General features: G+C 67.5%; 12 protein-coding genes. 8 read left to right on the plus strand and 4 right to left on the minus strand.

Annotation, left to right across the window (positions count from 1 at the left end):
* The first annotated feature begins 82 nt into the window (after positions 1 to 82).
* The 4 genes from PJ250_RS09635 to PJ250_RS09650 all read left to right on the plus strand — a co-directional run bounded on the left by PJ250_RS09635 (position 83) and on the right by PJ250_RS09650 (position 6,404).
* Positions 83 to 1,405, plus strand: a complete 1,323-nt coding sequence (locus PJ250_RS09635) for a dicarboxylate/amino acid:cation symporter (protein ID WP_271648354.1) — start codon at positions 83 to 85, stop codon at positions 1,403 to 1,405.
* Between the two features lie 95 nt (positions 1,406 to 1,500).
* Complete coding sequence (locus PJ250_RS09640; protein WP_271648355.1) at positions 1,501 to 2,475, plus strand: alpha/beta hydrolase; 975 nt, start codon at positions 1,501 to 1,503, stop codon at positions 2,473 to 2,475.
* A 41-nt stretch (positions 2,476 to 2,516) separates the two neighbouring features.
* Positions 2,517 to 3,992 (plus strand): OprO/OprP family phosphate-selective porin, encoded by a 1,476-nt coding sequence (locus tag PJ250_RS09645; protein WP_271648356.1) that lies wholly within the window; start codon positions 2,517 to 2,519, stop codon positions 3,990 to 3,992.
* A 117-nt stretch (positions 3,993 to 4,109) separates the two neighbouring features.
* Entirely contained in the window at positions 4,110 to 6,404 is a 2,295-nt protein-coding gene (locus PJ250_RS09650; RefSeq protein ID WP_271648357.1) for an NADP-dependent malic enzyme, read from the plus strand.
* Between the two features lie 75 nt (positions 6,405 to 6,479).
* Here PJ250_RS09650 and PJ250_RS09655 read toward each other — a convergent pair whose 3' ends face one another.
* Entirely contained in the window at positions 6,480 to 7,211 is a 732-nt protein-coding gene (locus tag PJ250_RS09655) for an SDR family NAD(P)-dependent oxidoreductase (protein ID WP_271648358.1), read from the minus strand.
* 67 nt (positions 7,212 to 7,278) lie between these two features.
* On the opposite strand from PJ250_RS09655, the gene PJ250_RS09660 reads away from it, so the two are divergent.
* The 3 genes from PJ250_RS09660 to PJ250_RS09670 all read left to right on the plus strand — a co-directional run bounded on the left by PJ250_RS09660 (position 7,279) and on the right by PJ250_RS09670 (position 10,492).
* On the plus strand, positions 7,279 to 7,671 hold the full coding sequence (locus tag PJ250_RS09660; protein WP_271648359.1) for a winged helix-turn-helix transcriptional regulator: 393 nt from the start codon (positions 7,279 to 7,281) through the stop codon (positions 7,669 to 7,671).
* A 438-nt stretch (positions 7,672 to 8,109) separates the two neighbouring features.
* Positions 8,110 to 8,592 carry a hypothetical protein gene (locus tag PJ250_RS09665; RefSeq protein WP_271648360.1) on the plus strand — a complete coding sequence of 161 codons (483 nt, stop codon included), beginning with the start codon at positions 8,110 to 8,112 and terminating at the stop codon, positions 8,590 to 8,592.
* Between the two features lie 274 nt (positions 8,593 to 8,866).
* Positions 8,867 to 10,492: a MutS-related protein gene (locus tag PJ250_RS09670; RefSeq protein WP_271648361.1), complete on the plus strand. Its 1,626-nt coding sequence runs from the start codon at positions 8,867 to 8,869 to the stop codon at positions 10,490 to 10,492.
* Positions 10,493 to 10,676: 184 nt separating this feature from the next.
* Here PJ250_RS09670 and PJ250_RS09675 read toward each other — a convergent pair whose 3' ends face one another.
* From PJ250_RS09675 to PJ250_RS09685, 3 genes are read right to left on the minus strand one after another with little or no spacing between them, the layout of a single operon-like run.
* A complete protein-coding gene (locus PJ250_RS09675; RefSeq protein WP_271648362.1) occupies positions 10,677 to 12,476 on the minus strand; it encodes a hypothetical protein in 1,800 nt (599 codons plus the stop codon).
* Between the two features lie 21 nt (positions 12,477 to 12,497).
* Entirely contained in the window at positions 12,498 to 13,439 is a 942-nt protein-coding gene (locus PJ250_RS09680; RefSeq protein ID WP_271648363.1) for an ABC transporter ATP-binding protein, read from the minus strand.
* Positions 13,439 to 13,849 (minus strand): GntR family transcriptional regulator, encoded by a 411-nt coding sequence (locus tag PJ250_RS09685; RefSeq protein WP_271648364.1) that lies wholly within the window; start codon positions 13,847 to 13,849, stop codon positions 13,439 to 13,441. Before PJ250_RS09685 ends, PJ250_RS09680 begins: the two co-directional genes overlap by 1 nt.
* Positions 13,850 to 14,008: 159 nt before the next feature.
* Between PJ250_RS09685 and PJ250_RS09690 the strand changes: the two genes are divergently transcribed.
* Positions 14,009 to 15,508 (plus strand): serine hydrolase domain-containing protein, encoded by a 1,500-nt coding sequence (locus PJ250_RS09690; protein WP_271648365.1) that lies wholly within the window; start codon positions 14,009 to 14,011, stop codon positions 15,506 to 15,508.
* Positions 15,509 to 15,549: the final 41 nt, after the last annotated feature.

A 15,549-nucleotide genomic window follows, 5' to 3' on the forward strand; every position in this document is an offset into this window, starting at 1 on the left:
CGCGGGCTACAAATGCGCCCGTCCCATGGGGAAGGGCCGCCCGGCCACCCCGTGTCCAGATCACCAGGGAGCCCTTCGTCACATGCACATCCCCAGCTCGGGCGTCGCGCCCACCAAACCGCTTCCGTTCTACCGTCACCTGTATTTCCAGGTGGTGGTGGCCATCGTCATCGGCGTGCTGGTCGGCTATTTCGACCCGCAGCTGGGTGAGTCGCTCAAGCCGCTGGGCGATGCCTTCGTCAAGCTGGTCAAGATGATCATTGGCCCGGTGATCTTCCTCACCATCGTCACCGGCATCGCCGGCATGACCCACCTCAAGAGCGTGGGCCGGGTGTTCGGCAAGGCGATGGTGTACTTCCTGTTCTTCTCCACCCTGGCGCTGATCGTCGGCATGATCGTGGCGCACGTGGTCCAGCCCGGCGCCGGGATGAACGTCAATCCGGCCGACCTGGACCACAGCAAGATCGACCAGTACGTCAGTGCCACCCACGACATGACGGTCACCGGCTTCCTGCTGGAGATCATCCCCAAGACGCTGATCAGCCCGTTCGTGGGGGACAACATCCTGCAGGTGCTGTTCGTGGCGGTGCTGTTCGGCATCGCCCTGGCGATGACCGGCGAGCGCGGCCGCCCGGTGCTGGACTTCCTCAACGCGCTGACCACGCCGGTGTTCCGCCTGGTCCACATCCTGATGAAGGCCGCCCCGATCGGTGCCTTCGGTGCGATCGCCTTCACCATCGGCAAGTACGGCCTGGGTGTGCTGGCCAACCTGGCCTGGCTGGTGGGCAGCTTCTACATCACCGCGCTGCTGTTCGTGCTGGTGATCCTGGGAATCGTCGCGCGCCTGTGCGGCTTCTCCATCGTCAAGCTGATCCTGTACCTCAAGGCCGAGCTGCTGCTGGTGCTGGGCACCTCCTCGTCCGAGTCGGCGTTGCCCTCGCTGATGGAGAAGATGGAACAGGCCGGCTGCGAGAAGTCGGTGGTGGGCCTGGTCGTGCCGACCGGCTACTCGTTCAATCTGGACGGCACCAACATCTACATGACCCTGGCGGCGCTGTTCATCGCCCAGGCCACCAACACCGAACTGACCCTGGGTCACCAGATCACCCTGCTGCTGGTGGCGATGCTCAGCTCCAAGGGCGCGGCTGGTGTGACCGGCGCGGGCTTCATCACCCTGGCCGCCACCCTGGCGGTGGTGCCGGAAGTGCCGGTGGCCGGCATGGCCCTGATCCTGGGCGTGGACCGCTTCATGTCCGAGTGCCGCTCGCTGACCAACTTCACCGGTAATGCGGTCGCCACCATCGTGGTCTCGCGCTGGGAGAACGCGCTGGATCGCGACAAGCTCAAGGCCGCCCTGGACGGCAAGCTGATCGAGGATCCGGACCGCCTGCCCACGCCGGCCTGATCGATCGCGCCACCACTTCGGAAAGTCCGCTTTACGCGTCATCGCATCACCGCGGCGCCCGTCATGGGCGCCGCCACCTGGGAGGGAACATCACCATGCAATCCACACGTAAGCTGGGCCTGGCGGCCCGTTTGGTCCTTGCTTTTGCCTGCATTCCGGGCATCGCCGCGGCGCAGGAGGCCGCGCCATCGCAGACGCTCGAACTGTGGCCGGCCGGCACGCTGCCGCAAGTCACCCACGGACCCGAGCAGGTCGGCACCGATGGCAGCGCCACCGGTTCAGTGCGCAACATCTCCAATCCGCGCATGGAGATCTACCGTGCGGCCAAGCCCAACGGCAGCGCGGTACTGGTCCTGGGCGGCGGCGGTTACTTCCGCATCCAGATCGGCACGGCCGCGCGCCCCATGGCGCAGTGGCTGGCGGCCACCGGCACCACCGCGGCGGTGCTGTACTACCGCCTGCCCAACGATGGCTGGAAGGCCGAGGCGCCGTATCAGGATGGCCAGCGCGCCATGCGCCTGCTGCGCAGCCACGCGACCGAGTGGGGCATCGACCCGCACAAGATCGGCGTGATGGGCTCTTCGGCCGGCGCCAACCTGGCCGGCATCACCGCCACCCGCTGGGATCATGATTTCTACGCGCCGGTGGACGCGGCCGACACCCTGTCCTCGCGGCCGGACTTTCTGGCCATGCTCTACCCGGTGGTGTCGGTGAAGCCGCCGCTGGACCAGACCCGCACCTCGCGCGAGGTCTCCACCCAGCCCGACTACCAGACCGCCTATTCGGTGGAAGACCACGTGCGTGCCGACATGCCGCCGGTATTCATCGCCCAGGCGGTCAACGATCCCATCGTCGATGTCGGTCACGGCCTGCTGCTCTACCAGACCGCCCACCAGGCCAAGGTGCCGGTGGAACTGCACCTGTTCGAGACCGGCGGTCACAGCTGGGGCCTGGGCAAGCCGGGCACCGAGCCGGCGCAGTGGCCGCGCCTGTTCGCCACCTGGGCGCGGATGCACGGCTTTCTGGGCGGCACGCCCACCGCTGCGGGCGCCGACGTCGCCGGCGAATGAGCCGCGCGCTTCTTCTTTCACCCATTCACCGGGGACACCTTATGAATCCGATCCGATCCTCCGCGCTGGCCGCGGCCGTGGCCGTCGCACTGGGCGCCACCTCCCTTCCCGCCCTGGCCGCCGACGCGGCCACCGAGGCGCAACTGCGCAAGATGGTCGAGCTGCAGGCCCAGCAGATCGCCCAGCAGCAACAGCAGATCGCCGCGATGAACGCGCGCCTGTCCGCGCTTGAGCAGGGCGCGCCGGCCCCGGCCGATGCCGCCACCGGTACCCAGGCGCAGGTCGCCGCGGCCGTGGCCGACACCCGCCAGGACGATGACCTGGCCATCCTCAAGGCGCAGGTCGCGCAGATGGCGGTCAAGGGCACCGGCGGCAACGGAAACGTCAGCTGGCGCAAGGGAGGCCCAGAGTTCAAGTCCGCCGACGGCTCATTCACCTTCCATCCCCGCGGCCGCGCGCTGATGGACTTTTCCACCACCCGCGGCTCGGGTTACGACGACCGTAATGTCACAGGCACCGACTTCTCCAGTGTTCGCCTGGGTGCCGAGGGCACGATGGGCGCGCTGGGCTACAAGGTCGAAGCCGACTTCGCGGGCAACGGGGTCACCCTCAAGGAGGTCTACGCTTCCTATGACACCCGCATTGGCGGCCTGCCCACCGAGTTCTACCTCGGCAACAAGCTCAAGGACCGCAGCATCGAAGGCGCCACCGGTGGCACCACCACGCCGTTCATGACCCGAAACGCGGTGGCCTCTGTCGGCGGCATGGACAGCGGCTTCTTCGGCCTGGGCCTGACCACCAAGGTCTATGGCGACAACTGGCACGCCAGCCTGGCGGTCACCGGCGATGACGCCGGCAACGACAGCGATGCCAACGACACCATCGCCTACCTGACCCGCGTCCACTGGAATCCGATCAAGCGCGCGTCGGGCTTCATGCACGTCGGCGGCTGGTACTGGTACGAGAACCTGGGCCGCGACGTCACCAGCATCAACAAGACCTCCCCGGTCGCGCTGGGCTGGAACGGCGAGGTGCGCATCTCGGCCAGTTCCATCTCCGATCCGACCAACGACCACGCCTGGGGCGCGGAGCTGGGCGGCGTGTGGCGCAGCGGCTGGGCGTTCGCCGAGACCACCGTGCGCACCATCAACTCCTCCACCGAGGCCTCGCGCGACCAGAAGGCCAGCAGCTATTCGGCCGGCTGGCTGCTCACCGGCGAGAAGCCTGGCTTTTCCGACCGCTCCGGCGTGTGGGGCACTACCAAGGTCCTCAACCCGGTCACCGACGGGGGCTGGGGCGCGTTCGAGCTGGCGGCCCGCTACGACGACTACGACTACACCGACACCGCCCGCGGCGGCGAGGGCGATGCCTGGACGGTGGGCGTGAACTGGTACCTGACCAACTGGTCGCGCCTGATGTTCAACGTCGTGCACTGGAGCACCGACAACAAGGTCGGCAGCTACCGGGGGCCGGATTCGGGCAATACCGTGGGCCTGCGCGCGCAGGTGGTGTTCTGATTCAGCTTGGGCGGTCGTGCGTCCCGGGAGACGGGACGCACGGGCCGCCGCCCTCCGGCCGCGCCGTGGCGCGGCGGTAAACTCCTGCGTCCCAGCGACCTCACTGCCCACACGCCGATGTCCAAAGAAGAATTCAAGCAAGCCGCCCTGGACTACCACAGCCAGCATCCGCCGGGAAAGATCAAGGTCACCGCGACCAAGCCGATGATCACCCAGCGCGACCTGGCCCTGGCCTATTCACCGGGCGTGGCCTACGCGTGCGAGGAGATCGCCGCCGATCCCAAGCTGGCCAGCAAGTACACCGCGCGCGGCAACCTGGTGGCGGTGATCACCAACGGCACCGCCGTGCTGGGCCTGGGCGACATCGGCCCGCTGGCGTCCAAGCCGGTGATGGAAGGCAAGGGCGTGCTGTTCCAGAAGTTCGCCGGCATCGACGTGTTCGACATCGAGATCAACGAGAAGGACCCGCACAAGCTGGTCGAGATCATCGCCTCGTTGGAGCCGTCCTTCGGTGGCGTGAACCTGGAGGACATCAAGGCGCCGGAGTGCTTCATCGTCGAGCGCGCGCTGCGCGAGAAGATGAACATCCCGGTGTTCCATGACGACCAGCACGGCACGGCGATCATCGTCGGCGCGGCGGTGCTCAACGCCATGGTGGTCACCGGCAAGAAGATCGAAGAGGTCAAGCTGGCCACCACCGGCATGGGCGCGGCGGGCATTTCCTGCGTCAACATGCTGGTCTCGCTGGGCCTCAAGCCCGAGAACATCCTGGCCCTGGACCGCGACGGGGTGATCCACACCGGCCGTACCGACCTGGACCCGGACAAGCAGCGCTACGCGCGCGACACCGACAAGCGCACCCTGGCCGAGATCGTCGAGGGGGCCGATATCTTCCTGGGGCTCTCCGCGCCGGGCATCCTGACCCAGGACATGGTCCGCTCGATGGCGCCGCAGCCGATCATCTTCGCGCTGGCCAACCCGAACCCGGAAATCATGCCGGAGGAGGCCAAGGCTGCGCGTCCGGACGCGATCATCGGCACCGGGCGTTCGGACTACGCCAACCAGATCAACAACGTCCTGTGCTTCCCCTACCTGTTCCGCGGCGCGCTGGACGTGGGCGCCACGGGCATCAACGAGGCAATGAAGGTCGCCTGCGTCAAGGCCATCGCCGCCCTGGCGCGGCGCGAGGCCTCCGACCTGGGCGCGGCCTACGGCGGCGAGACGCCGAGCTTCGGTCCTGAGTACCTGATCCCGCGCCCGCTGGACCCGCGCCTGCTGGTGGAGCTGTCATCGGCCGTGGCCCAGGCGGCGATGGACTCGGGCATCGCCGAGCGCCCGATCGCCGACATGGAGGCCTATCGCGAGACGCTCAGCCAGTTCGTCTACCGCACCAGCCTGATGATGAAGCCGGTGTACGACCAGGCGCGCGCGGACCGCAAGCGCGTGGTCTACGCCGAGGGCGAGGAGGAAGTCGTCCTGCGTGCGGTGCAGACGGTGGTCGACGAAGGCGTGGCCTTCCCGATCCTGATCGGGCGTCCGGAGATCATCGAGCAGCGCATCGCGCGCATGGGCCTGCGCCTGACCGCGGGCCAGGATTTCGAAGTCACCAACATCAACGACGATCCGCGCTTCAACGAGTACTGGCAGACCTACCATGCGCTGACCGAGCGCAAGGGCGTCACCGTGGCGGCGGCCAAGAACCTCATGCGCTCGCGTCCGACCCTGATCGCCGCGGTCATGGTGGCCCGCGGCGAGGCCGACGCGATGGTCTCGGGCATCGTCGGCCGCTTCCACAAGAAGCTCGGCTATGCGCGCAGCGTGATTCCGCTGGAGAAGGGCGTGACCTCCACCTCGGCCATGACCGGGGTGATCAACCAGCAGGGCACGTTCTTCTTCGTCGACACCCACGTGCAGGACGATCCCACTGCCGAGCAGCTGTGCGAGGCCACCCTGCAGGCGGCCTATCGCCTCAAGCTGTTCGGCATCGAGCCCAAGATCGCGCTGCTGTCGCATTCCAACTTCGGCAGCCACGATTCCAAGGACGCGCTGAAGATGCGTGCGGTGCGCGAGTTGCTGCTCAAGCGCAAGCCCGACCTCAACGTCGATGGCGAGATGCAGGGCGACACCGCCTGGGACGAGGTGCTGCGCAAGCAGATCATGCCCAATGGGACGCTCAAGGGCCGTGCCAACCTGTTCGTGCTGCCCAACCTGGAGGCGGCCAACATCGCCTACAACCTGGTGCGCGTGTTCACCGACGGCGTGGCGATCGGGCCGATCCTGATGGGCATTTCCAAGCCGGTGCACATCCTGACCACCAGTGCCACCCCGCGCCGCGTGCTCAACATGACCGCCATCGCCGCGGTCGATGCGCAGATCCGCGAGCAGCTGGCGGCCAAGAGCGAGGACGCATAGGCCGCCGCCAGCGCGGCTTCCAGCGACCAGGGCCCGGTGTTGACCGGGCCTTGGCGTTTCTGGGCCCCGAGGCCCTCACACCTGGGCCATGCCGCCGTCGATGGACAGCTCGGCGCCGGCGATGAAGCTGGCGTCGGGCCCGAGCAGAAACACCGTGGCGGCGGCGACTTCCTCAGGACGGGCCATGCGTCCCAGCGGGATCGGGGCGATCAGCGCTGCGCGCATCTCATCGGGGACGCGCGCCATCATCTCGGTGTCGGTGGGGCCGGGCGCGACGACATTGACGCGGATGCGGCGTGGCGCCAGTTCGCCCGTCCAGGTGCGGGCATACGAGCGCAGCGCGGCCTTGGTCGCGGCATAGGTGCCATAGGAAGGTACGCCGATGCCGCCGGCGATCGAGCCGACCAGCACCACGGCGGCCCCGTCGCGCAGGAGCGGCAAGGCCGCCTGCAGGCCGAACACCGCGCCGCGCACGTTGACCGCAAACAGCTGATCGAAGTGCGCCGGCGTTTCCTCCTCCAGCGTCGCCGGCTCGCTGGTGCCGGCGTTGAGCGCCAGGGCATCGATCGGTCCGGCCTGGTCGGCGACCTGCGCCAGCGAGCGCGCCAGGGCTTCCGGCGCGCCGGCATCGACCACCAGCCCCTGTGCGGCCGGGCCGAGACGCGCGGCGGCCTGTTCGACGGCTTCGGCGTTGCGTCCGGTGAGGAAGACCCGCGCACCCTCGGCCGCCAGGCGCTGGGCGATCGCAAAGCCGATGCCGCCTGCGCCGCCGACGACGACGGCGGTCCTGTCTTTCATCATGTCCATCGTGGGTTCCTTTGCTTGACGAGGACATCAAAGATATAACTCGTATATCTAAGATCAAGAACGCACTATGGCTCGCCTAGATATCACGCACGATACCGACCCCGACGCATGCGCCACGCTCAGGGAGATGGCCCGCATCCGCGCGGTGCTCGACAAGATCGGCGACAAGTGGACGATCTTGATCCTCACCGTGCTGTGCCCGCGGCCCTCGCGCTTCAACGAGATCAAGCGGCGTCTGGGCGGCATCACCCACAAGTCGCTGGCCGATGCGCTCAAGCGACTGGAGTGCAACGGGCTGGTGACGCGTACCGTGCTGCCCACGCGGCCGATCGGCGTGGAATACCGCATCACGCCGCTGGGCCATTCCCTGCGCGAACCCTTCGAAGCGTTGTGCGCGTGGGCGCTGGAACACGGTGATGCGATCGCCCGGGCCAGGTTGGACCACGACGGTCAGGCGTAGGCGCCTTCGTCCGCGCATCGTCGGGTCGCGCCTGGATCATCCGTTCCCCAACCAATGCGTGGGAGCCGCCATGGCGGCGATGAGGCTTTACACGGGAAGCCCGATCGCCGCCATGGCGGCTCCCACAAGAGCGCCATCAGGCCTCGTTCCCGCTGAAGAAGGGAACCATGGTCGCGCTGGGTGGCCCGCGCGATCCAGCGCACTGCCTGCGCGCTCATGCGCTCGTCCTTGTTTGTCCGATCCTGTCGGCCTCCACGCGGTGACGCAAGACGCGCATGCATGCACGTTGTGGGAAGAGCCACCGGCCTGCCCATCCACCGCACCCACGCGACAAACCTGCATCCCTGCCAACCGCGGGCCAGCAGTGCGCTTGAAACCCTGTCATCCCGAACGCATTCCGTTGGCGCGCCCGCGGTTGGGCGCTCTTAGGAGAAATGCATGCCGCACCATGAAAAAGTCGCGTTGACCGGGGTCATCGAACACGTCTTCGCGCATCGCTTCACCCTGTTGTCCGACGAGCAAGCTTACCTGGCCGACCTGGGTCCCAAAGGCGCCGAAGCCTTCCAACTCCAGCAAGGGCTGTCGGTGAAGCTGGAAGGCGAGCGTCGCCCTTCCGAAATCAAGGTCACCCGCATCGGCAAGAAGGGCGGGCGTTTTGTCGAGGTGGAGCACAAGAAGCCCCACCACGGGCCCAAGCACCACCATCATCACCCCGACCTGCCCGCCGATCCGCGTGCCGCCCTGGCCGCCGTCAAACAGGCTGGATGGACCGCGCACGGCAAGCCCGAGCGCAAGCCAAAGCACTTCGAAGTGCTGGCCTACCAGGGTGAAGGCGACTGGACCGAACTGCACGTCGATTTTGGCGGCACGATCTACAAGCAAAAGCCCGCCGACGCCGACAAATGGGGTCTGGAAACCTGATGCACCCAAGCGCCCCGGCACTGCCGGGGCGCTTGCGTTTGTGGCTGGCGACCCGCGTCGGTCAAGCAGTGAAGCGCTCGCCCTGGTTCAGCGCCAGCGGCGAGTCATACAGTGCGGACGGGCAGGCGACCGCACGGAAGCGACCAGGTCGCCGGGTCAGGATCGATCCACGCGGACGAGCCTGACGATGGCTGAGGAGGGTTGAAAACCAGCGCCTTGGGCGCACTTCCTTTCCGGGCCGGGCGCTCCGCCGGTCAGCGGTCACGGGGAACCGATGGACGAAACATGGCTGTACAGCGCGCGGCGCTTCGTACACGACGCGCTGGCACTGGTGTTCCCGCAGCGGCTCGCGCTGGCACAGGTGCGGGCGCGCTGTGGGCGGCGCGGGAGCAAGGATGCGCTGCTGGAGGCGGCCTGGTTCGCGCGGATGCGTGCGCAGGGTTCGCATGTCGATGACCGGACCTGGGACGACCTGGAACTGCCGCAGGTCTTCGCCGAGTTGGACACCACGGTCACGCCCCTGGGCAGCCAGGTGTTGTATCAGCGTCTGCGGACCTTTGAGGACGACGCCGACGCGCTGGCGGCCCGCCATGCGGTGCATCTGCGCCTAGTCGATGACGCAGCATTGCGCGAGCGCCTGCAGCGTGACCTGCTGCGCATACAGGACCCGCTCCATGCGCACGTGGCCGATACCCTGCACGCCGCGTCCCTGGAAACGTCGACCCGGCGCGGCTGGATCAGCCTGTGGAGCGCGTGCCTGCTCGGCTGGCTGGTCACGGTGGTGGCCTGCGGCCTGTCGCTGTGGTGGTGGGCCGCGCTGATCCCGGTGAACCTGCTGATCCTCTACCGCTACAGCGGGCGCCAGCAGCGCGAGGTGGCTGGACTCAATGGCTGCGTGCGCCTGATGCGCACCGCCGATGCGCTCGCGCGGCGGCCGCAGCTGCCCATGCAGTACCAGCTGCAGGCCGAACGTGCCGCGCGCGATGACGTGCGCCGCAAGCTGCTGCTGGCCGACATGTTCAACTGGGTACCGCCACAGATCACGCTGGTGTTGAACGTGTGCTTCCTGCTGGAACTGATCGTGTTCCTGTGGACCTTCGAACGCTTCGCCCGCGTGCGCCATCGGCTGCATGCCAGCTTCGCGCTGGTCGGTGGCATCGATGCCGATATCGCCCTGGCCTCGGCTCTGGTCCTGCATCCGCAGCACTGCGCCCCGACACTGGCCGACACGCCGATGCTGGAGATCGTCGAAGGCCGCCATCCGCTGCTGCGCGAGGCGGTGCCCAACAGCGTGGCGCTGGCGCGCAGTTCGGCGCTGGTCACCGGCTCCAACATGGCCGGCAAGACCACCTTCGTGAAGATGCTGGCCATCAACGCCATCCTCGGCCGCACCGCCGGCTTCTGCCTGGCCACGCGCGCGGTGCTGCCGCGCGTGCCGGTGGTGGCCTCCATCCAGGGGCATCACGCGGTGGCCTCGGGCAAGAGCCATTACTTCGCCCAGATCGAAGCGATCCGCGGCTTCCTGGACCAGGCCGCGCGCAACGAAGGTGCCCTGATCGTGCTGGACGAGCCCTTCAGCGGCACCAACACGGTCGAGCGCGTGGCCATCGCCAAGGCCGTGCTGCAGGCGCTGGGCGAACGTGCGCTGGTGCTGGTGACCACGCACGATGTGGAACTGCAGGCACTGCTGGGCGCGCGCTATGCGCTGTATCACTTCCAGGAGGACCCGGACGTGGACGGCTACTTCGACTACCGCCTGCGCCAGGGCCCGGCGCAGGCACGCAACGCGATCCGGATGCTGGCGCGCTTGGGCTTTCCGCAGGACGTGGTCGCCGAGGCGATGTCGGTGGCACATGACACCGAGGCAGCACACACGCCAACGTCCAGCCACGCCTGGTGAATATCGCAAGCCACGTGGGGTCACGGCCAGGCAGCTCGCGCGCCACGGAGAACAGGCCTCAAAAGAAGCCTACCTAGTGTCGTCTCAGTCGGTGAACCCCTCCGGACTTTTCGAAGTCAGCGCGTCTCGGGTGATATGCGGGTCGCGGCGTGCTGCGCGGTCTGCCGTCCGCTGACATCGCGGATCAATCGCGACGCCACGTGCGTTGCGTCATCAGCAGCATGGCCACCAGTCCTGGCAGCCCGAGGGTCGCGCAGAACAGGGTCCATGCGAGCCGCGCCGGGCCGGTCAGCCCGCCACGCTGCGCGCGATAGACCGCCATCGCAGCCGACGCCAGCATGAGACACCCGGCCAGGACCGCGATGGGCGTGGGAGTCGGAGCAGGCTTTGCAGCGGACAGCGGCGAGGGCGGCGCGAACAGTGCTTGCGCTTGCTTCACTGCAGTGTGCAGCGCTGGCGAAGGCCACCAGCTTCGATAGCGGTGCAGGGCGGGATAGTCGAACGACAGGGGGCTGGCATGCACCACGGCCGGCCGCCCGTCATCGAAGCCGCGCAGCAGCCACAGAGAAGGGCGCGCGCCGTCCTCGGTATGCGCCAGCTCAGAGGACACCAGGCTGATCAGGACGCCGTCGCTCAGCGCGATCATGTCGAGGTTGCTCAGTCGTGCATTGGGAATGGGCAAGGGAATGCGCGTGGGGCCCCGCGCCCCGGCAGAACCTGTGCGAAACACATACAGGGCCTTGTCGCTCATCAGTACCCAACGCCGGCCGACAGCGCCGACCCCGGCGATCAGCTCGCCCGCGCGCACGCTCAGCCAGGGCAGGATGACCTGCCCGGCGCTGTCGTAGCGGTACAAGGTATCGCCCGCGAGCAGCACCGTGTCGTCTTCGGGCAAACCGGGCAGGTGGCCGAGTGGCACGGCCACGTGCGGAAAGGCGGCACCGCCCGATCCAACGCCCAGCATGCCAACGGCGCGTCCATTGAGCAGGTTCTCGCCGACCAGACGCATGCGGTCGTGGCTGAAGGTCCAGCGGACGTGGCGTGCCGGATCGTTGAACTGCAAAGGCGTGAGGTTGCCCAACGCGTCGCGCTGCGGCTGTTCGCGCAGGCGGGCGGCCAGGCCCTGCGGCTTGCTCGCCTTGACTGCTGCCTCCAGTCGGTCGACATCGGCGGGCATCGCCTCGCGCAGCGCCCGGAGCATGCGCGCACGCGGCTCCATCTTCTCCACCTCGGTATGGCCCCCACGAGGCGGAACGGCCATGTTGAGCGGATGCGATCCTTGCGCGATCCACAGGAATTCCACCCCGAACAGCACCAGCATCGCGACCAGATAGGCGCCCGCGCTCAAGGGCAGCGCGAGCAGTGCGTTGGCCCAAGGTCCACGCGGTGTCGCCTCGACATCGGGCTTGAACGCGCACAGCACCAGGGCGAGCAGCCAGGCCACGACAAGCAGCTCGAGCGTCAACATCGCCACGCCGGTTGCCTCGGCGAACACCAGCCAGACCAACAGCGCCGCGGCCGCCAGCGCCAGGCGCATGCCGCGCAACGCCCAGAACGCACCGGCGAGATATCCCGCCACCGCGACCAGCCATGCCGAGCCAGGCAGCAGCCAATGGCGATGGTCGACCACGCGCGCGGTGGTGCCCTGCTGCCAGGCGGCGAGCAGCAACGTCGGCAGCATGATCGCGACCAGCAGCACCACCCCCGCCGCGGCGCAGAGCGTGAGCGCAATCCGCCCTGCCGGCACCGGGCGATGCAGCAGCGTGACCCAGTGACTCCCGCGCCGATATCCCCCGATCTGATGCAGACCCAGCAGCACACCCGCCAGCGCGTAGACGGCACCGATCCCGCGATAGATGGGCAGGGTCTGTTGCGCCAGATCCAGCATGCGGGTGCCGAATCCCAGCGCGCACAGGTGCACGGCCGCGGCGATGAGGGCCCAGGTGCGGAAGCGCAGGCATTCGACCTTGAACAGGCTCCACATGGTGTTTCTCCAGGACGGGCGTCAGTGCGCGGGCGGGGCCGCGTGGCGCATGGACAGGAAGGCGTTGACCGCGCGGTCCAGGCTGACCGGCATGGCATTGATCGATCGTGCGCCCGCGGCGCGCAGGAACTCGGCGAAGGTCTCGCCCTGGTCGAGTACCAGGTAGTGGTGCAGGCCATCGAGCCTGCGCGCTTCCATCAGGCCGGGGATCGTCTCGTGCGGCGGCCCCTTGAACGGAACATCCGCGATCCAATAGGTGACCCGCTCGCAGAAGCCTTCCGGCGCCGACATATGCCTGAGCTTGCCGTCCTCGAGCAGGATCAGGTTGTCGGCGACGCGCTCGATCTCTTCCATCTGGTGCGAGCAATAGATCACCGTGCGATCTTCCATGGCGTTGGTATGCAGCAGCGATTCCAGGAAGGCGCGCTTGGCGACCACGTCCAGGCCCAGCGTGGGCTCGTCCAGGATCAGCAGTTCCGGGCACTGGGCCAGGCTCAGGGCCAGGTTGAAGCCGGCGCGCTCGCCGCGTGAGAGCTGGGCGATCTTCTGCGTGGGCAGCAGCGGGTAATGGCCGATCACCTCATCGAAGACCGACTGGCGCCACTGCGGATACTGGCGGCGCTGCATCGCGGTGATCTCCTCGACCCGCATCCAGCCCGGCAGCGTGTGTTCTTCGTTGACGAACCCGATCCTGGCCCGGTCGCCCGGCGTCAACCGCTGGCTGTCGCGGCCGAGGATGCGCGCCTGTCCGCCGCTCGGCGAGAGAAAGCCCAGCAGGATGCGGAACAGCGTGGACTTGCCCGCGCCATTGGCGCCCACCATGGCGTGGATCTGTCCGCGCTGGATGCGCAGCTCCAGCCCGTCCAGGGCGAACTTGTCGCCATAGCGCTTGCTCAGCTGCACAGTTTCGATCGCCAGATCGTGTGCGCCGTCCATGGCGCCAAAATGGTCAGAAGTCTCCATCACGCACGCTTGCGCGGCAGCGCGCGCTCGAATGCATCGGCGATGCGCTGCTGCACGGTCTTGGCCGGCAGCCCGAGCGGGACGACATCGTTGACGAACGTGGCCACCGCCTCGTCCAGCCGGCGTTCGCGCTCGGCATCGGAGAGCCGTTGCCTGGGCGGGGCGACATAGAAGCCCATGCCTTGCCTCGCATCGAGCCAGCCTTCGGACACCAGCTCGGCATAGGCCTTGGCCACGGTGTTGGGATTGATCGTCAGTTGCTGCGCCAGCCCGCGCACGCTGGGCAGCTGCTGGCCGTGGGCCAGCTCCCCGGTCGCAATCCGCATGCGGACCGCATCGGTGATCTGCCGCACGATGGGGCGCGGGTCGCCGGTGGCGATCTGGATCATCAGCGCTGCGGTACGGGCCACGTCGTCGCTCCTGTTGAAGTGTGCTAGTACAAATAGTACAGTTGACTTCGACGGCTGTCCACACCGGCCGCCGCTCGCGACGACGCCTACAAATGGAGGCGTCTTTTTTTCTCCTATCTGTACTAATTGTAGTAGTACAGATCAGCCAAGGAATCTTCGATGGACGTCTTCCGCAAGCTTGGTCAGGGCATACCGCGCCTGGCCGTTGTCGCGTTGTCCTGCCTGGTCCTGCCCGCGATCGCACGCTCGCCCGACGCGGGCCCCACGCGGTCCGCCGAGGTCGCGCGCTATTTCGAGAACTGCCATGCCGTGAGGGTCTGCAACGGCAGCTTCCTGGTCACGCAGCACGGCCAGGTGGTCTATCAGGGCGCCCTGGGGAATGCCGACGCGGACGCGCAGACACCGCTGACAGTGGAGGATGCCTTCGACATCGGCTCGATCAGCAAGCAGTTCGCGGCTGCCGCCGTGCTACGCCTGGCCGACCGCGGCCAGCTGGCGCTGGATGATCCGGCCATCAAGTACCTGCCGCAGCTGCCCTATGCCGACATCACCCTGCGCCAGCTGCTGACCCACACCTCGGGGGTCCCCGATGTCTTCCCGATGTACACGCAGATGTTCAAGCGGGGCGAGGTCACCGCGCCGATGCGGGGCGATGAGGCGGTCGCGCTGCTGGTCGAACACAAGGCGCCGCTGCGGTTCGCGCCCGGCGCTGCGTTCGAGTACAGCAACACCGGCTACATCCTGCTGGCGCAGATCGTCGGCCATGTCGCGGGCATGGACTACGCCGATTTTCTGCAGCGCGAGTTCTTCGCCCCGCTGGGCATGACGCATACGCGCGTGCGCCTGCCGGGCAACGAGGCGCAGATCCAGCCACGCGCGTGGGGCTTCATCGTCCGGCCGGACGGCAGCCGCAAGCCGTTCGACCAAATCCCGAACTTCTATCCCGTCGGCCCAGGCGACATCTACTCCACCACGCACGATTTGCAGCGGTGGGCCGACGCGCTCCAGCAAGGCCGGGCGATGTCCAAGGCGAACTGGGCGCTGGCCACGACACCGGCCAGGCTATCCGATGGCAGCACGGTGCCGTACGGCTTCGGCTTCAAGCTGGTGGACTCCGCGCTTGGCCAGCCCATGGTGACCCATGGCGGGGATTGGCGTGGCTTCAAGTCGGACCTGACCCTGCTGCCCGAACAGGGGATCCAGATCGTGATGCTCACCAATAATTCCCAGGACGACAGTGTCGAGGCGGCGCGCGACGCGGTGGAGGCCATCCTGGCGGGCCAGCCGCGCCCCACGCTGCGCATGTCCGTGCATTGGGACCTGTACAAGCAGGCGGAGCGCCTGGATGCGGAGCAGCTCAAGCATTGGCTCGATCAGCAGTGGGTGGCGGTCCCGCAGCACTACGACTTCCCCGGTCAGCCGCTGGAACAGGTCGCCGGCGCGCTGCTCAAGCGCGAGGCGACGGACAAGGCGTTGACCGTGCTGGAGTTCAACGCGCGGATCCATCCCAGCTCGCTCGACGCCCTGGACAGCCTGGCCGATGTCTATCGCGAAATGGGAAATCGCCAGGCGGCCATCGAGCAGGTCCAGAAGATGATCGCGCTCAAGCCCGACTCCAGGCGCCTGCGCCAGCGGCTCGCCGAGTTGCAGGCGCACTGAGCCGCTTGGCATCTTCGAGAACGCTTCTACGGGCGTTCCGG

It is taken from the genome of Pseudoxanthomonas sp. JBR18, from assembly GCF_028198165.1.
In the GTDB taxonomy this organism is placed as follows: Bacteria; Pseudomonadota; Gammaproteobacteria; order Xanthomonadales; family Xanthomonadaceae; genus Pseudoxanthomonas_A.